Source organism: Streptomyces sp. NPDC051662 (genome assembly GCF_040681655.1).
Lineage (GTDB): Bacteria > Actinomycetota > Actinomycetes > Streptomycetales > Streptomycetaceae > Streptomyces.
This window is the reverse complement of sequence record NZ_JBFAZD010000023.1, coordinates 72,408-90,259: the sequence shown is the minus strand read 5'-3', so window position 1 is coordinate 90,259 and position 17,852 is coordinate 72,408. Positions and strand designations below refer to the sequence as shown.

Annotated in this window: 13 protein-coding genes; 9 read left to right on the top strand and 4 right to left on the bottom strand. The window is 71.6% G+C overall.

Annotated features, from left to right (window positions below; translation table 11 throughout):
- Window positions 1-196 precede the first annotated feature (196 nt).
- From AB0M67_RS30940 to AB0M67_RS30925, 4 genes are all read left to right on the top strand, one after another.
- Window positions 197-1,978 carry a serine/threonine-protein kinase gene (locus tag AB0M67_RS30940; RefSeq protein ID WP_365750908.1) on the top strand — a complete coding sequence of 594 codons (1,782 nt, stop codon included), beginning with the start codon at window positions 197-199 and terminating at the stop codon, window positions 1,976-1,978.
- Between the two features lie 44 nt (window positions 1,979-2,022).
- A complete protein-coding gene (locus AB0M67_RS30935) occupies window positions 2,023-3,783 on the top strand; it encodes a serine/threonine-protein kinase (RefSeq protein ID WP_365750864.1) in 1,761 nt (586 codons plus the stop codon).
- A 106-nt stretch (window positions 3,784-3,889) separates the two neighbouring features.
- Window positions 3,890-5,527, top strand: a complete 1,638-nt coding sequence (locus tag AB0M67_RS30930) for a succinic semialdehyde dehydrogenase (protein ID WP_365750863.1) — start codon at window positions 3,890-3,892, stop codon at window positions 5,525-5,527.
- A gap of 100 nt (window positions 5,528-5,627) precedes the next feature.
- The gene (locus AB0M67_RS30925) at window positions 5,628-7,439 is read left to right on the top strand and encodes a GMC family oxidoreductase (RefSeq protein WP_365750907.1); all 1,812 of its coding nucleotides are present in this window, start codon (window positions 5,628-5,630) and stop codon (window positions 7,437-7,439) included.
- Between the two features lie 153 nt (window positions 7,440-7,592).
- On the opposite strand, the gene AB0M67_RS30920 is transcribed toward AB0M67_RS30925, so the two are convergent.
- Both AB0M67_RS30920 and AB0M67_RS30915 read right to left on the bottom strand, forming a co-directional pair.
- Window positions 7,593-8,663, bottom strand: coding sequence for a hypothetical protein (locus AB0M67_RS30920; RefSeq protein WP_365750862.1), 1,071 nt, complete (start codon window positions 8,661-8,663; stop codon window positions 7,593-7,595).
- A 557-nt stretch (window positions 8,664-9,220) separates the two neighbouring features.
- Entirely contained in the window at window positions 9,221-9,553 is a 333-nt protein-coding gene (locus AB0M67_RS30915) for a chorismate mutase (protein WP_365750861.1), read from the bottom strand.
- A gap of 296 nt (window positions 9,554-9,849) precedes the next feature.
- Between AB0M67_RS30915 and guaA the strand changes: the two genes are divergently transcribed.
- From guaA to AB0M67_RS30900, 3 genes are all read left to right on the top strand, one after another.
- Window positions 9,850-11,436, top strand: a complete 1,587-nt coding sequence (gene guaA / locus AB0M67_RS30910) for a glutamine-hydrolyzing GMP synthase (protein ID WP_365750860.1) — start codon at window positions 9,850-9,852, stop codon at window positions 11,434-11,436.
- 148 nt (window positions 11,437-11,584) lie between these two features.
- Window positions 11,585-12,850, top strand: a complete 1,266-nt coding sequence (locus AB0M67_RS30905; RefSeq protein WP_365750906.1) for a hypothetical protein — start codon at window positions 11,585-11,587, stop codon at window positions 12,848-12,850.
- A 214-nt stretch (window positions 12,851-13,064) separates the two neighbouring features.
- Window positions 13,065-13,583 (top strand): DoxX family protein, encoded by a 519-nt coding sequence (locus AB0M67_RS30900; protein ID WP_365750859.1) that lies wholly within the window; start codon window positions 13,065-13,067, stop codon window positions 13,581-13,583.
- 156 nt (window positions 13,584-13,739) lie between these two features.
- Here the strand turns inward: AB0M67_RS30900 and AB0M67_RS30895 are convergent, their stop codons facing one another.
- Window positions 13,740-15,077, bottom strand: a complete 1,338-nt coding sequence (locus AB0M67_RS30895; RefSeq protein WP_365750858.1) for a PspC domain-containing protein — start codon at window positions 15,075-15,077, stop codon at window positions 13,740-13,742.
- A 221-nt stretch (window positions 15,078-15,298) separates the two neighbouring features.
- Between AB0M67_RS30895 and AB0M67_RS30890 the strand changes: the two genes are divergently transcribed.
- Window positions 15,299-16,594 carry a PspC domain-containing protein gene (locus AB0M67_RS30890; protein ID WP_365750857.1) on the top strand — a complete coding sequence of 432 codons (1,296 nt, stop codon included), beginning with the start codon at window positions 15,299-15,301 and terminating at the stop codon, window positions 16,592-16,594.
- A gap of 91 nt (window positions 16,595-16,685) precedes the next feature.
- On the top strand, window positions 16,686-17,408 hold the full coding sequence (locus tag AB0M67_RS30885) for a response regulator transcription factor (RefSeq protein WP_365750856.1): 723 nt from the start codon (window positions 16,686-16,688) through the stop codon (window positions 17,406-17,408).
- A gap of 51 nt (window positions 17,409-17,459) precedes the next feature.
- Here the strand turns inward: AB0M67_RS30885 and AB0M67_RS30880 are convergent, their stop codons facing one another.
- Window positions 17,460-17,837, bottom strand: coding sequence for a hypothetical protein (locus tag AB0M67_RS30880; RefSeq protein WP_365750855.1), 378 nt, complete (start codon window positions 17,835-17,837; stop codon window positions 17,460-17,462).
- Window positions 17,838-17,852 lie beyond the last annotated feature (15 nt).

The window sequence follows — 17,852 nt, the reverse complement described above, 5'->3', positions numbered from 1 at the left end:
AGTCCCAACTTGTGCCCCGTACAACGCCGGTTACGCATCACAGTGCGGTTTCCGTGACCGACCCGAGGTTCCGTGTCCGTATACCCCCTCCGTAATCTGTGATCCCAAGGATCGGGGCTGGGACGTGGAGCACATACAGAGCACGGGGACGAGCGCGGGCGCGGGCTCGGACGGGGACGCGAGCGGCGCGGGGCCGCTGCTCGCCGGGCGTTACCGACTGGCCGAGTGCATCGGCCGCGGCGGCATGGGCAAGGTGTGGCGGGCACATGACGAAGTGCTCCACCGGGTCGTCGCCATCAAGGAGTTGACGGCGGGGCGCTATGTCTCCGAGGCCGACCGTGCCGTACTGCACCAGCGGACCCAGAAGGAGGCGCGGGCCGCGGCCCGGATCAGCCACCCGGGTGTCGTCACCGTCCACGATGTGCTGGAGCACGACGGCCGGCCCTGGATCGTCATGCAGTACGTCGACGGCCCCTCGCTCGCCGACGCCGCGAAGGAGTCCGGCCCGGTCGACTACCGCGAGGCGGCCAGGATCGGTCTCGCGGTCCTCGACGCGCTGCGCGCGGCGCACGCGGCCGGGGTGCTGCACCGCGATGTGAAGCCGGGCAATGTCCTGCTCGCGCGCGACGGCCGGGTGCTGCTCACCGACTTCGGGATCGCGGCGATAGAGGGCGACTCGACCATCACCAGGACCGGTGAACTCGTCGGCTCCATCGACTATCTGGCGCCCGAGCGGGTACGGGGCGGCGATCCCGGCCCCGCCTCCGACCTCTGGTCGCTCGGGGCGACGCTCTACACGGCGGTGCAGGGGGTCTCGCCGTTCCGCCGGAGTTCACCGCTGACCACCATGCAGGCCGTGGTGACGGACGAGCCCGACCACCCCGACCAGGCCGGTCCGCTCGCGCCCGTCATCGCCGGGCTGCTGCGCAAGGACCCGGACGGACGGCCCGACGCCGAGCGGACCGTGCGCATGCTGCGCGATGTGTCCGAGGGCCGGACGGCCGCCGGGGAGGAGGAGCACGCGACGACGCGCCATCTCCCGTACGGGGAGCGGCAGTCGGCCGCCTCGCAGCCGCCGCCCGCCGGACCGTCCGTCACGTCCGTCACGTCCGCCGAGTCCGGCACCGCGCCTGTCGCCACCGGCCCGGCGTACTCCACCACCGGCCCGGCCTACGCCACCACCGGCCCGGCACATGTCGCCACCGGCTCCGCTCCGGGCTCCTCCCCGACGCTCCCCGCGCAGTCGGCCGCGCCCTCGGGCACCGGCCGCCGCCGGGGCCGTTGGCGTACGACGCTGGCGGCCGTGGTCGTCGCGGCGGTCCTCGGCGGCGGCATCGGCTTCGCCGCGCTGAAGTACGCCGATGACGGTGCCTCCGCCGACAGCGCGGGCGGCCGGTCCGCCAACGACGTCCCGGCAAAGGACAGTGCGGCGGACGACACCACGGCGGACGGTGGCACGGCCGACGGCGCTGCGGGCGATACGGCGGGTGCGGGAGACGCCGGCGGCGGGACCGCGCCCGAGGGCTGGACCCGTGTCGAGGCCGAGGAGGGCTTCAGCCTCAACGTCCCCGAGGGCTGGGAACGCCGGACGAGCGGCGACCAGATCGACTTCACTCCGGACAACGGCCGTCATCTCATACGGATCAGCATCGGCTCACCCGACTTCGAGACTCCGTATCTGCACTTGCTGAGCATGGAGAAGACCGTCCAGAAGTTTCCGGACTACCTCAGGCTCGAACTGGCCCCCAACGCCTACCGCGACAAGGCGAAGGCCGCTCTCTGGGAGTTCACCTGGACCGAGAAGACCGGGCAGCCCGGCAAGCGGCACGCGATCGACCAGATCTACTTCTCCGACGACAGCGGTACGGAGTACGCGATCTATATGGCCGGTCCCGAGGAGGACTGGGAGACGACGCGCAAGCAGTTCGACGCCGTACTGCGCAGCTGGCAGGCGCCACCGAGCGATACGGGCCAGTGATAACGCCGCGCGATCGCGGCCGGAATTCGAAAGGCCCTGAGTACATGACCGACGACGGGGGACGGGTGAACGAGCCCACGAGTTACGAACTGAGGCCGCCGGGCGCGCCACAGGTACCGCCGCAGGTGCCGTCACAAGCGCCGCCACAGGCCGCCGAGCCGGCAGGACAGGCCGGATATCCGGCCACGCAGGCCGCGCACCACCCGCACCACCCGGAACACCCGCACCACCCGGAACACTCGCAGGCACCCACACCGGCAGCCGCACAGGCCGCCGCGTCGGCCCCCGCGCCGGCCGCCGCCCACTCGGCCGACCCGGCCGCCCGCCGTCTGCTCGGCGACCGCTACCGGCTGGTCTCCCGGCTCGGACACGGCGGGATGGGCACGGTCTGGCTGGCACACGACGAGGTCGTGGACCGCGAGGTGGCGATCAAGGAGCCGCGGGTCCCGGACAACGTGGGCGCCCGCGACCGGGACCGGGTGTATCTGCGGATGCGGCGAGAGGCCCGTGCCGCCGCCAGGATCGAGCACCCCGCCGTCGTCACCATGCACGATGTGGTGATCGAGGACGCCAAGCCGTGGATCGTGATGGAGCTGGTGCGCGGTCAGTCGCTCGCCGACCGGCTCCAGGAGGGCACGCTCGACCCGCGCGAGGCGGCCAGGATCGGGCTCGCCGTACTGGACGCGCTCACGGCGGCCCACGAGAAGGGCGTACTGCACCGTGACGTCAAGCCGGACAACGTGCTCCTCGGACGCGGCGACCGGGTCGTCCTCAGCGACTTCGGGATCGCGCAGGTCGAGGGCGAGCAGGGGCTGACCGAGACCGGCGCGTTCGTCGGCTCGCCCGAGTTCATCGCGCCCGAGCGGGTGCTCGGCCGGCAGCCGGGGCCGGAGTCGGACCTGTGGTCGCTCGGTGTCGTGCTGTACGCGGCGGTCGAGGGCATGTCGCCGTACCGCCGCTCCAACGTCCCGGCCACGCTCCAGGCCGTGCTGTCGGCGGAGCCGCAGATGCCCGCGCGCGGGGCGGGGGCGTTCGGCACGCTCGTGATGAGGCTGCTGCGCAAGGACCCGGCGGCGCGGCCGGACTCGGCGGAGATCCGGGCGATCCTGGAGTCGGAGGCGCGCCCGTCGGCCGCGGCCCGGCCGTACGCGGGGAGCGGCGCCGAGCCCGTTCCCACGGGCCTCGGCGGCTGGGTACCGCCGGTGCTTCGGCGGAGCCGTCCGGCGCGGTACGGGCTGGGCGCGGGGGTGCTGGCCGTGGCCGTCGCCCTCGTACTGATCCTCGCCAACCCCTTCGGCGGCGGCGAGCTCCCGGAGGGCTGGGGGGTCCGTCCGGAGAAGGAGATCCTCCGCGCGAACGTCGGGGTGCCCAGCGACTACCGACGCGAGCAGACGACCGATGACACCGGCGTCACGTACTACGACCCCAGTGGCGTCTTCGGCATCTTCATCGAGCGGCAGCAGAAGCTGCCGGACGACGATCTGCTGGAACCGAAGGCGGACGTCTGGCAGAGGCACTACGAGCGCGGTGGCAAGAACGGTACGGAGATCAAGGACGCCGAGGTCACCACCAAGGATGTCGAGCACCAGGGCAAACCGGGCTTCGAGACGGTCACCGACTTCACCGACTACAGCGATTCGGACGACTTTCCCGTCCGCCACCGCTGGCACGAACTGGTCATCCCCGGCAAGGACAACACCTATCTGCGGCTGAGGGTGGCCATGCCCGCGGAGGGCGCGGCCGTGCGGGACGGCGAGGAACTGTTCTCGGACGTCGTCGATCATCTTGTCGTCGAGGAGTCCTGAGCGACGAGGGCAGCGAGGGCCGCATGGGCAACAGCAAGGGCAGCAAGGGCAACGAGGGTGTTACCGCCGGGTATCCAAAGTTTCGGATGCGGCATACGCTCGGCCCATGACGGACTCGCAGGCATCCACCGCCCCCTCCGCCGCCCCCTCCGGCTCCCTCGGCACCAATCCGGTGGCCACCGCTCCGGCCGGAGTGCGCACCGCGGCCGATGTGGTCACCCCCGAGGTGGTCGCCCGGCTCATACGCGGTGTCGTGGGCTCCGGCCGTACCGCCAACCACGCCCCCTTCACCGGGGAGCGGCTGGCGGAGCTGCCCGAGTCCACGCCCGAGGACGTGGTGACGGCCTTCGAGCGCGCCCGCGCGGCCCAGCCCCACTGGGCGGCGCTGCCCATCAGGCAGCGGGCCGCGGTGCTGCTGCGCTTCCACGATCTCCTGCTGGAGCGCCAGGCCGAGGTGCTCGATCTGATCCAGCTGGAGACCGGCAAGGCCAGGCTGCACGCGCACGAAGAGGTCCAGGGGCTGGCCGTCGAAGCCCGGCACTACGGGCGGGCCGCGGCGTCATATCTGCGGCCGAAGCGCCACACCGGCGTCGTACCGACCCTGACGAAGGTCACCGAGCTGCGTCAGCCGCGCGGTGTCATCGGCCAGATCGCGCCCTGGAACTACCCCTTGGAGCTGTCCGCGGGCGACGCGCTGCCCGCGTTCGTGGCGGGCAACGCCGTCGTGATGAAGCCCGACACCGAGACCGCGCTCACCGCGCTGTGGGCCCGTGATCTGCTGATCGAGGCCGGGCTGCCGCCCGAGGTGTTCCTGGTGGTGCTCGGCGAGGGCCCGGTCATCGGCCCGGAGGTCGTCAGGCACGCCGACTATGTGTCCTTCACCGGTTCGACCCGTACCGGCCGCGAGGTCGCCAGGGGAGCCGCAGACCGGCTCGTCGGCGTCTCGCTCGAACTCGGCGGCAAGAACGCCATGCTGGTCCTCGCGGACGCCGATGTGGAGAAGGCGGCGGCGGGCGCGGTGCGCGCCTGCTTCTCCTCCGCCGGACAGCTCTGTATCTCCATCGAGCGGCTGTACGTCCATGACTCGGTCGCCGATGTGTTCCTCCAGCGGTTCGCCGCCCGTACGAAGGCCATGCGGCTCGGCAACTCCCTCGCGTACGGCGCCGACATGGGCTCCCTGGTGGGCGAACGCCAGCTGGAGACGGTCACCCGCCATGTCGAGGAGGCCGTCGCCAAGGGCGCCACGGTCATCGCGGGCGGGGTCGCGCGGCCCGATATCGGGCCGCTCTTCTACGAGCCGACCATCCTGGACGGGGTCGACGCGCCGATGGCGGTGTGCGCGGAGGAGACGTTCGGCCCGGTCGTCTCCGTCTACCGGTTCAGCGACGAGGACGAGGTGATCGGCCTCGCCAACGCCACGCCGTACGGCCTCAACGCGAGCGTGTGGACGAAGGACTCCCGGCGCGGCCACGCGGTCGCGGCCCGGCTGCGCACGGGCACGGTCAACATCAACGAGGGATACGCGCCGGCGTACGGCAGCGTGCGGGCGCCGATGGGCGGCATGAAGGATTCCGGTCTCGGCCGGCGGCACGGCGCCGAGGGGATCCTCAAGTTCACCGAGGCCCAGACGGTCGCCCAGCAGCGGATCCTGCCCATGGCGCCGTCCTTCGGGATGGACGACGAGAGGCACGCGGCTCTCATGAGCCGCAGTCTGCGGATCATGAAGGCACTGCGGCTGCGGTAGTCCGTGACGCGGTGGTTCGTGACGCGGTGGTTCAGCACACGGTCGTTCTCAATGAGGAGAGCCAGTGGCACAGGACAGCCATGCCCAGCATCAGGACGCGGTGCGCGACGGCCGCGACGGACAGTACGACGACGCCACATACGACTACGACGTGATCGTCGTCGGCTCCGGCTTCGGCGGGTCGGTCTCCGCGCTGCGGCTGACCGAGAAGGGGTATCGCGTCGGCGTCCTGGAGGCGGGCCGCCGCTTCACCCGCGCCACCCTCCCCAAGAACTCCTGGGACCTCAAGAACTATCTGTGGGCCCCCGCCCTCGGCCTGTACGGCATCCAGCGCGTCCATCTCCTCGGCAATGTGATGGTGCTCGCGGGCGCCGGGGTCGGCGGCGGCTCCCTCAACTACGCCAACACGCTGTACGTACCGCCCGCCGCGTTCTTCGACGACCCGCAGTGGGCCGCCATCACCGACTGGCAGGAGGAGTTGAAGCCGTACTACGACCAGGCGCGCCGGATGCTCGGCGTACGGCTCAACCCGGCCATGACCCCCTCTGACGTCCATCTGAAAGCGGTGGCCGAGGCGATGGGCGTCGGTGAGAGCTTCCATCTCGCGCCGGTCGGGGTCTTCTTCGGGGACGGCGAGGACGCCGACGGTACGGCGAGGACCCGGCCCGGGGCGGCCGTGGACGACCCGTACTTCGGCGGGGCGGGCCCCTCGCGCAACGCCTGCCGGCAGTGCGGCGAGTGCATGACGGGCTGCCGGCACGGCGCCAAGAACACCCTCAACGAGAACTATCTGTATCTGGCCGAGCGCGCCGGGGCGGTCGTCCACCCGATGACCTCGGTCGTCGCGGTGACGGAGGACGGGGAGGGCGGCTTCCGGGTGACGACGGTACCCACGCGGGTGCGCGGGAAGGGCCGCCAGAAGGGCAGGGCGCGCGTGCTGCGCGCCCGCCGGGTGGTGATCGCCGCCGGTACGTACGGCACTCAGACGCTCCTGCACACCATGCGGGACCGAGGACTGCTGCCGCGCCTGTCGGCCCGGCTCGGCGAGCTGACCCGGAGCAACTCCGAGGCCCTGGTGGGCGCGCAGACCGACAACCGGCGCTACCGCGCGCGGCACGGCGCGTCGAAGGCCGACTTCACGCGGGGCGTCGCCATCACGTCCTCGATCCATCCGAACGACACCACCCATATCGAGCCGGTGCGCTACGGCAAGGGCTCCAACGCGATGGGCCTGCTGACGCTCCTTCAGGTGCCGTACAGCGAACGGCGGGTGCGGAGCTGGCTCGGGAACGCGGCCGGACACCCCCTGCTGCTGCTCCGTTCGCTCTCCAACCGCCGCTGGTCGGAGCGGACCATCATCGGTCTCGTCATGCAGTCGCTGGACAACTCCCTGACGACCTACCGGAAACCGGGCGGCGTGGGAAAGGGGCTGCTCACCGCGCGCCAGGGGCACGGCGCCCCCAACCCGAAGCAGATACCCGAGGCGACCCGGGCCGCGACGCTGATCGCGGAGGAGATCAACGGCTTCGCGGGCAGCAATGTGGGCGAGCTGATGGGTACGCCGCTGACCGCGCACTTCCTGGGCGGCTGTGCCATCGGAGCCTCGGCGGAGGAGGGCGTGATCGACCCGTACCACCGGCTGTACGGACACCCCGGCATCTCGGTGGTCGACGGCTCCGCGGTCTCGGCGAACCTGGGGGTGAACCCGTCCCTGACGATCACGGCCCAGGCCGAACGCGCGATGTCGTTCTGGCCGAACAAGGGTGAGCCCGACCCCCGTCCCGAGCAGGGGGCCGCGTACGTCAGACAGGCTCCGGTCGCGCCGGTGTTCCCGGCGGTGCCGGAGGAGGCGTTCGGGGCGCTGCGGCTGCCGTTCGTGGCGATGCCGAAGGTCCCGCCGAAGCGGGCGTGACGGCGGGCGGCGTACGGCGGTGTGCGCCGGGGTACGGCGGGGTGCAGCGAGGCGCTGCACCCCCCTCCGAGTGCAGCGCCTCACTGGGCCTCTGTGTGACGTGGCGTCTTGTTGTGCGTGTGCGTGTGCGTGCGTGCGCGTCGCTGTCGCGCGTTACGCGGCGGCGTCGCTCCTGCGGCGCTTCATCGCGAACATCACTCCGGCGCCCGCCACGATGGCGATGCCACCGGCCATGCCGATGACGGGAACCACCGAGGACGAGCCGGTCTCGGCGAGGTGCCCCTGCGGCTTGATCTCGATGTTGCCGGCCGGCTTGGCGGGGATGGGCTTCTTGCCGCCCTCCTGGGGCTTGGCCTCGTTCGGGTCACCCGGGTCCGTACCGGCGGCGACGATCTCGAACTCGTAGAACGACTCGTCGCCCGAGGAGACGCAGTTGCCCTCGTCGTCGGCGTAGACACCGACGCTGAAGGCGTAACCGAGCCCGGCCGGGGCGGACTTGGCCACGCTCAGACGCAGGTCGACGGAGAACGACTCCTTCGCCTTGACGTCCGTGTAGCCGAGATAGCCGGAGCCCTCGTCGTCCTCGCCCAGGGAGATGGGCGTCCAGACGCCGGACTCGGGGTCCTTGTACTGGAGCGTGAGATAACCGGTGCTCAGGTCCCAGGACGTCTCGTCGATCTGGAACGCGAAGACACCGAGGTCGACGCGCTCGTAGTCGTGCTCGCCCTTGTTCGAGACATTGAGCTCGAAGGACTGGAAGCCGCTGCCCGCGACCACGCGCTCAGGCAGTCCGGAGAGGCTGGTCCTGAGCTGGTCGTCGAAGATGCCCTCGTCGGTCTCGACGCATTCGACCGGGCCGTCGCTGGGCTCGTCGCCCGGCTCCGTCGCCACGCCGGTCGACGTGGGCGTCGGCTTGGCGGGCTTCGTACCCTCCGCCTCGAAGGCTTCCGTTCCGGGCGCGGGGGTCTCCTCGTCGGAGCGCGGACCCTCATCGCCCGCCTCCGGGGCCTCGGGGGTCTCGCCGGTGGCGGGCGGGGGCACGCTCGCCCCGGTGGTCTCCGACCCGGTGGGCTCGGGGGCCCCGGGCGCCCGGGGGGCGTCGCTCGTGGCGGGCGGCGGGGTGCTCTCCCCGTCGGTCGCGAAAGCGGCCGGGGCGGAGAAGAAGGCGGCGGGGGCTATGACGGCGGTCGCGGCGGCGACGGCCATGGCACGGCGGAGCTTCATGAAGACCTCAGCGAAGTACGGCACACCGCCGGGGCGGTGCGAGTCGTGGGGCCTTCCCAGACGTGGGGTTCACAGGCGAGGCCGTTGTTTTCGCAAGCAAGACCTGTGACGTGTGGGAATGGTTGCCGCGTTCTTCACAGAATCTTTAAGTGGCCTGTGTCACAGGGATTTCACAGAAATGAGCGTCCGAAGCGCCCGAAGCGCTCGGAGTGCTCGGAGCGCCCGGAGCGCTCAGGACCGCGAAAGGGCGGTCGGTTCCGGGCGTCCCCGGAGCCGACCGCCCATGGGTGACCGGGCTGCTGTCCCCTGCCGACCGGTCACGGACACCGGGGCGAGGTCCCACGACGCACCTGCGGTACGTCGCACGCCCCGGCGGAGCCACGCGTGGCCTTCCTCAACATTTCCTGCACGCTCGCCGCCCCTGGCTGGGCACGGACGCACGGTCCAACGAAGGCTCGCGGGACCCGGTCACGCGCCGTACGGGTGAGAGCGGCACCCGAACTCAGATGCGGCAGGCCAGGGGACGCGGCCCGGCCCCGACAGGGTTCAGGCCCGGCTCAGACACGGCCCCGGCTCAGTTCGAGCAGGGTCATCGCCAGCGCCGTACCCGGTTTGCCGAGGGCTTCGCGGTAGCGGCCGAGGATCTCCATCTCGCGGGAGAGATTGACGCGGCGGCCACCGGAGGTGATCCGGGCGTCCTGGATGACGGCCGAGACCGCCATCCGTTCCTGGACGAGACCGATGATCCGGTCGTCCAGCGCGTCGACGCGTTCGCGCGCGTCCGCGATGAGTGTGGCGGCCTCTTCGGTACGGGCGCCGGTGTTCTCCGTGACGGTCATGCGGGGTTCCTTCTCGGGGAGTGGTCGGGAGTCGGACGCCCCGGCGGCCACAGGGCCCCGAACGCGACAGACGCCCCGGGCCTTGTCGGCCCGGGGCGCCTGGGAGGTCGCTTGTCAGCTCAAGCAGCACGACCATGGCAGCCGGACGGGCCGGTGCCATAGGTAAAGACGAAGGTCAGCTGCGTGTGCATACGGACAGTATGGACCCCGCGCACCCGCGCGCGGCAACGCGGGTTCGGATGGTGAGACGAGAAGGCGTCCCGGGCCGGTACGCGCCCCCCGTTAGAATTGGCAGCACGACATCCCACGTTCGTTCATCGTTCCATCACCGCCGGAAGGCCGCCCCCGTGCCAGCAGCACCCCCCGCCGCCGCTCCCGACGTCGTACTCGTCGTCGACTTCGGCGCGCAGTACGCCCAGCTCATCGCCCGCCGCGTGCGCGAGGCACGGGTCTACAGCGAGATCGTCCCGTCCTCGATGCCGGTGGCCGAGATGCTGGCCAAGAACCCCCGGGCGATCATCCTCTCCGGCGGCCCGTCCTCCGTGTACGCGGAGAACGCCCCGAGCGTCGACCGCGCGCTCTTCGAGGCCGGCGTCCCCGTCTTCGGCATGTGTTACGGCTTCCAGCTGATGGCGACCTCGCTCGGCGGCACCGTCGACAACACGGGCGCGCGCGAGTACGGCCGTACGGAGCTGCGGGTCTCCAAGACCGGCTCCACCCTCTTCGAGGGCACCCCGGCCGAGCAGTCCGTCTGGATGTCGCACGGCGACGCCTGCTCCGCCGCGCCCGCCGGGTTCACCGTCACGGCCTCCACCGATGTCGTCCCCGTCGCCGCGTTCGAGAACGACGAGAAGAGGCTGTACGGGGTGCAGCACCACCCCGAGGTCATGCACTCCACCTACGGCCAGCAGGTCCTGGAGCACTTCCTCTACCGGGGCGCCGGGATCGAGCCGACCTGGACCACCGCCAATGTGGTGGACGAGCAGGTCGCCCTCATCCGTGAGCGGGTCGGCACCAAGCGCGCCATCTGCGGGCTGTCGGGCGGGGTGGACTCGGCCGTGGCCGCCGCCCTCGTACAGAAGGCCATCGGTTCCCAGCTGACCTGCGTGTATGTCGACCACGGGCTGATGCGCAAGGGCGAGACCGAGCAGGTCGAGAAGGACTTCGTCGCCGCCACCGGTGTACAGCTCAGGGTCGTCGACGCCGAGGAGCGGTTCCTCGCCGCGCTGGCCGGGGTGTCCGACCCCGAGCAGAAGCGGAAGATCATCGGCCGTGAGTTCATCCGGGTCTTCGAGCAGGCGCAGGCCGAGATCGTCGCCGAGGCGGGCGCGGAGGGCGAGGACGTCGCGTTCCTCGTCCAGGGCACGCTGTACCCGGACGTGGTCGAGTCGGGCGGCGGCACCGGCACCGCCAACATCAAGTCCCACCACAATGTCGGCGGGCTCCCCGACGACATCGAGTTCGAGCTCGTCGAGCCGCTGCGCAAGCTGTTCAAGGACGAGGTCAGGATGGTCGGCCAGCAGCTGGGGCTGCCGGACGAGATCGTCCAGCGCCAGCCCTTCCCGGGCCCCGGCCTCGGTATCAGGATCGTCGGCGAGGTCACCCGCGAACGGCTCGATCTGCTGCGCGAGGCCGACGCGATCGCCCGCGAGGAGCTGACCGCGGCCGGGCTCGACCGGGACATCTGGCAGTGCCCGGTGGTCCTCCTCGCGGATGTGCGGTCCGTGGGTGTGCAGGGCGACGGGCGTACGTACGGCCATCCGATCGTGCTCAGGCCCGTCTCGTCCGAGGACGCGATGACCGCCGACTGGACGCGGATGCCGTACGAGGTGCTGGCGCGGATCTCCACGCGGATCACCAACGAGGTCGCGGAGGTCAACCGCGTGGTCCTCGATGTGACGAGCAAGCCGCCGGGCACCATCGAGTGGGAGTGACGGGCCAGGCGCCTCCGGCGTCAACACCGTAACGCTGTTGTCACCCGCCCGGGCCGCCTCTACGGCACGCGGGTTGCCCTCCGTGCGGCAGAATTCCCTTGCGTTGCAAGGAAGTTCGGTGGACGGGGCGGGGAAGGCGGCGTTCGGCGTGGCGGTGCAAGAGGCGAGGCAGGGCGCGCACGGCGGAGGCTGCACGTGCGGGGACTGCCCGCACGGAGCGCGGGAGGGGCACCGACGGGCGGTGGCCGCGTTCCTGGTGAAGCGGGACGAACTGGCCGCGGGACAGGGACTGCCCGCCGCGGTGGCGCACTCGGCGGGGGCCTCCCGCCAGTGGGTCTCCGACGAACTCACCCAGTCCGCCAACGCGGTGGCCGACCGCAGCCGGGAGGCGGGCGACGCCTGGCTGCACGCCGTCCGGCGGCGCACGCTGCTGATGGTGTGGGGCGGGGTCGTCCTGCTCGCGCTGGTCCAGTGCGCGACCGCGATAGGGGCCGGCTGGACGCTCGCGCGTACGGCCGGACTGCTCGCCGCCCTGGTCGTCGCCGGGCTGCTGACCGCCGCCGCCCGGCTGCACCGGAGCCGCGGCGGGCTGCTCGCGCCGCTGATCGGCGAGGACAACCGGCTGTCGACCTCGCGGACCGTCGCCTCCGCCTGGGTCCTGCTCGCCGTCTTCTCCGTGCTCGTCCTCGCGCTCCAGCTGGCCGGCGCCGCCGGCCCCGGCCGGCGCGACGAGCTGATCGCCGGCCTCGAACTGGCCCGGGGCGCGGGCCTGGTGACCGTACTGGCCGTGGTGTGCGCCATCGCCGTGGTCGTCCGCCGGGTGGTGGCCGTACGGGTCCTCGGCCAGCGGCTCCAGAAGGTACGGGCGGAGCGGCCTCGACTGGCCGATCTGCTCTGCGACGACGCCGGGCGCGGCAGCTTCACGGATGTGCAGTACACGCTGGTGAGCGCGGTCGCCGTGGTCTTCTCCGCGGTCCGGCTGGCCCGGCGGCCCGAGCAACTGCCCGATCTGCCCTGGGCGCTGGCGCTGCTGGTCGCGGTCTCCGCCGCCACCTACTTCGCGGGGAAGTACGCGGAGGGCGGCAGGCCCGTCGTCCTGTCGGTCGTACGGGCCAGGGAGGCGGGCGATCTGGACGCCCCGATCCGTACCGGCGACGACATCGAGATCCGCGGGGCCGGTTTCGTACCGCCGGGCGCGGGCACCCCGGACCGGCTGGCCCGGATGGTCGTCAGGATCGGCGCGGTCCATGTCCATGTCCCGCTGGTGCCGGTCCCCGGCGGCTTCGCCAATCCGTCGGACACCTCGCTCACCGTGCCCGTACCGGTGGATGTGGAGCCGGGCCCCGTCGAGGTGCAGGTGGTGACGGCGGCCGGAATCGAGACCAACCGTGTGATCGTCGAGGTCATGGACTAGGTGTATTGATCACGAGCGTTATGAACGGTCGGGTCAGGTAGTGAACGTATCCGGCCGCATACCGTTCAAGGTCTGTTGAGGACTGTCCGATTCCGACAGGCTGTTGGCTGGTTCACTGAGTGCCGGACGTGTCCTGCTGCGTATGCATGGACAAGGCACGCGGGGACAGTCGCCCTCGCGGCAACGGCGCGGGACACGGAGAGGCGGACCGGCGATGACGCACGGCTACCGGACGGACACCTATGGGCGGCTCGGCGGCGAGCGGACGGGGTGGCGCGAGAACGCCTCGCGCCACGCGCTGCTGCCGCTGCGGATCTTCCTCGGCGTCACCTTCATCTACGCGGGGATCGACAAACTGACCCAGAGCGGGTTCTTCTCGGCGACCGGCGCGGGATCCGTCGGCGAGATGATGCGGGCCGTCCGGGACAGCTCGGCCGTCCCCGCGCTGGTGGATCTGGCGCTCAAGAGCCCCTCGGGGTTCGGATACGCCATCGCCATCGGCGAACTCGCCGTGGGCCTGGGCACCCTGTTCGGAGTGCTCGCCCGGCTCGCCGCGTTCGGCGGCGCGCTGATCTCGCTGAGCCTGTGGCTGACGGTCAGCTGGCAGAGCACGCCGTACTACTACGGCAATGACCTCGCCTATCTGATGGCCTGGCTTCCGCTGGTGCTGGCCGGTGCGCCGATGTTCTCCCTGGACGCGGCCCTGGCCGCCCGGCGGCGGCCGATGCGGTAGTGGGTCCAGGCCACGACGGATGCCACGAAGAGGCCGCCGAAGACCAGCGGAAAGGCCACGTACCACGGTGTGTGCCAGGCGCCCGCGCTGTCGCCCGCGTAGACGGCGGCCGTGCCGAGCGCCGTCACTCCGATGAGCAGCCGTCCCGGCCTGAAGTCATGAAGCAACACGGGTCACCTCCACCTGGCCGAGGCCGACTTCGAGCAGCAGTTCCAGAGTGCCCGCCGGAGCGGACCCGGCGCGCGGCGACAGCGTGCGCTCGCGTGACTGGTCCGGGGAGATGTCCACATCGTTCGGCGGCTCCCCGGGGAGCCGGACGTCCCCGAGACCGGCCGTGGCGCGCACCTTCACGGTCACTCCTTCCGGTACGACGACTTTGAGCTGCCCGGCGCCCACCTCGGCGGACGTACGGACCGTTTGCCCCTCGGGCACGGCGAGACCGCCCAGATCGAGGGTGCCGATACCGGAGCCCAGCGTGTACCGGGGCTCCACGGACGCGATCGACACAGGCGTCCACCGCTTGCGGCCCCAGTCCGTGGTGATGTCCTTCGGCACCGCCGCGCTCGCCGCGAGCAGCCCGGCCGTGACCACCGCCAGAAAGATCGTGCCCAGGCCGGTACGGCCCAGGAAGCTGCTGACGACCATTCCGAGACCGAAGACCGCGAGCGCGGCGGCCAGACCGATCTCCAGGCTCGTACCGAACGGCCGGCTGTCCCATGTCAGGCCCGTGCCGAGCCCGCCCGCCAGCAGGGCGAGCAGGAGTACGGTGCCGCCGATCCCGCGCGGACCCCGGGGGCGTGGCACCCCTTTCAGCAGCGGGGTCGCGCCATCGCGCCGACCCGTACGCTCCTCGGCGGCTTCCCGCGGACCCCACAGATAGGAAGCGTCGGCGGAGCGGCCCGTGGTGCCGTCCTTGACGATCGGGTCACGCCACCACGAAGAGGTGCCGCCGGGCGTCGGCGGCGCCATGGTCTCGGGGGGCGCCTCCGGCGCCGCGTGCGCGTGCGCGGAGGCGGCGGTGGCGCCGTCGGAGGCGATGAGGCGGCGGCGCTGCGACCAGACGGCCGAGCCCGCGACCGCGACCGACAGCATCACGGCGAAGGAGAGCGTGCCGTCGTTGCCCAGCGTCGACAGGAGCAGTCCGCAGCCGACCAGCGCGACAAGCACCGCGATCAGCGACGAGCCGTCGACCCGGCCCGACAGCAGCCTGCGGAGCTCGTTCTCGTCCTCGCCCTCCAGCGGGATCAGGAGCCAGGCGAAGCCGTAGAAGATCAGCCCGATGCCGCCGGTCACCGTGAGCACCCCGATCACGATCCGGAAGATCACCGGATCGATGTCGCAGTACCGGCCCAGGCCGCCGCACACCCCGGCGACCATCTTCTGCCGGGGGCTGCGCCGCAGGTCCTGGGCGAGGGTATGAGACGGCGCGGGGCCGGGGCCTGGGGCCGATGCCGGGGGCGGCGCGGCGGGCGGCGCGGGGGGCGGCTGGGTCATACGTCCATGGTGACGGCGCGGGGGCGGGGGCTCCAAGCGGCCCCGACCCCGGTCTGTCCCTGATATTGGCCAGGACTCGCCCTAGGTACCAGAGCCGACACCACCCTGGACCCCTTCGGACATCGCCCCAGGTGTCCCCGAGGTATCCCCGAGGGATCAGGGTTGCCTCAGGGGCCCGACCCTGATGTCCCCGCACACCGCGCCATGTGACCATCGATGACATGCCAGCCGCCCCGCCACGCGCCGCGACCTCAGCCCCCCGCGCCCCGGTGCCCGAGGAACAGGCCCCGCGCAAGCTCTACCGCAGCGCGGACGGCCGGATGCTCGGCGGTGTCGCGCGCGGGCTGGCCGGGCATCTGGGGCTGCCCGTCGTCTGGGTACGGCTGGTCTTCCTCGGCCTCTTCTTCGGCGAGGGCCTCGGCGCGCTGCTCTACGCCGTCTTCTGGATCGTCGTACCGCTCGGTGTCGGCGGTACGGCGAGCCAGCCGCGCTCCCTCTTCGAGATCAGCCCGGACGGCCGGCGGCGGCTCCGTAAACCCGACAAGGGCCAGATCTTCGCCCTCATCGCGCTGCTGATCGGCGCGTCCGTCTTCGTCGGCAACGTCAATCTGGGCCGCAGCCAGGCCGACCGCTATATCTGGCCCACCCTGCTGATCGGCGCGGGAGTCGTCCTGGTCTGGCGGCAGGCGGACAACGCCCGCCGTGCCCGCTGGACCGAGGTCGGCAGACGCCGCCGGATCTTCCAGCTCGCCCGCGGCTTCGCGGGCGTCGCGCTGGTCGGCCTCGGGCTGGCCGTCTTCATGGTGGTGCGTGGCGCGACGGCCCAGTTCGGCAACATTCTGACGGGGGCGATCGCGGTCGTCGCCGGAGTCGCGCTGCTCGCCGGGCCCTGGCTCGTACGGATGACGCAGGACCTCTCCGAGGAACGGCTGATGCGCATACGCGCGCAGGAACGGGCCGAGGTCGCCGCGCATGTCCATGACTCCGTGCTGCACACCCTCACGCTCATCCAGCGCAACGCCGACGACGGGGGCGAGGTCCGCAGGCTCGCCCGCGCCCAGGAACGCGAGCTGCGCGCCTGGCTCTACAAACCCGAGGGCACGGGCAAGGACGAGGAGGACGAACCCACCACCCTCGCCGAGGCGGTGAAGCGCACGGCGGCGGAGGTGGAGGACTACCACGGGGTCCCGATCGAGGTCGTGGTCGTGGGCGACTGCCCGCTCGACGAGAAGCTGGCCGCGCAGATGCAGGCCGCGCGCGAGGCGATGGTGAACGCCGCCAAGTACGGTGGCGAGGGCGGCGCGGTACAGGTCTTCGCGGAGGTGGAGGGCCGTACGGTCTTCCTCTCCGTACGGGACCGCGGCCCCGGCTTCGACCTGGACGCGGTGCCCGCCGACCGGATGGGCGTACGAGAATCGATCATCGGCCGGATGCAGCGCAACGGCGGCACGGCCCGGCTGCGGTCGGTACCCGGCAACGGCACGGAGGTCGAGCTGGAGATGGAACGGGCAGACTGAGGACGGGCGCTTACGGGCGTACGGCGTGCACGGGTCCGTACGGGCCGGACCCGTACGGACCGATGAACGACTAGGGCGAGGGGCAGAGACCATGAGCGAGGGCGCACAGGCCGGGGCGACCGGTGCGGAGAGCGGCGGCGCGACAGGGGACGGCCGGCGCGTACGGGTCGTGCTCGTCGACGACCACCGGATGTTCCGTACCGGAGTGCAGGCCGAGATCGGCCGTACGGAGGAAACGGGCGTCGAGGTCGTCGGCGAGGCCGCCGATGTCGACCAGGCGGTCACCGTCATCACGGCCACCCGGCCCGAGGTCGTGCTCCTCGATGTCCATCTCCCGGGCGGCGGCGGGGTGGAGGTACTGCGCCGCTGCGCGCCGATGATGGGGGCGGGCGAGAATCCGGTGCGCTTCCTGGCGCTGTCGGTCTCGGACGCCGCCGAGGATGTGATCGGGGTGATCAGGGGCGGCGCCCGCGGCTATGTCACCAAGACGATCACCGGCACGGACCTGGTCGACTCGATCTTCCGGGTCCAGGAGGGCGACGCGGTCTTCTCGCCCCGGCTGGCCGGCTTCGTCCTGGACGCCTTCGCCTCGACGGACGCGCCGCCGGTGGACGAGGACCTGGACCGGCTGACGCAGCGCGAGCGCGAGGTGCTGCGGCTCATCGCGCGCGGGTACGCGTACAAGGAGATCGCCAAGCAGCTCTTCATCTCGGTGAAGACCGTGGAGTCCCATGTCTCGGCGGTACTGAGGAAGCTCCAGCTCTCCAACCGGCACGAACTGACGCGGTGGGCGACGGCGCGCCGGTTGGTCTGAGGCTCCTGGACTCCGCGACTCCCCGACTCCGCGAGGTCCGCGAGGTCCGCTCTATGAGCAGTGCCACTCGGTGACGTACGTCCGGTCCCGGTGCTCCATCACGCCGCGGATGCACTCACCCGCCGCGGTGTCGAGGCTGCCGGTCTGCTCGGCGCGGCCGTGCCATGTCTGCTGGGTGCCGAGCCAGCCGGGGAACGCGGTGATGCGGTCGTCCTTGCGCTGGTAGCCGAGGCGTACGGCGACACTGGGGTGGCCCGGGTACTGGACATAGCGCACGGTGAACGGTCCCGCGCCGCCCACCGGGCCCTCGATACAGAGCCGGCCGCCGGAGAGATCGCCGCACCCCCGGGGGGTGAGGCCGACGGGCGCCAGGACGAGAACGGCGCCCACGGCGAGAACCGTTCCTCTGACGGCGGTGGCACGTCTCACGGCTCCCCCTTCAGG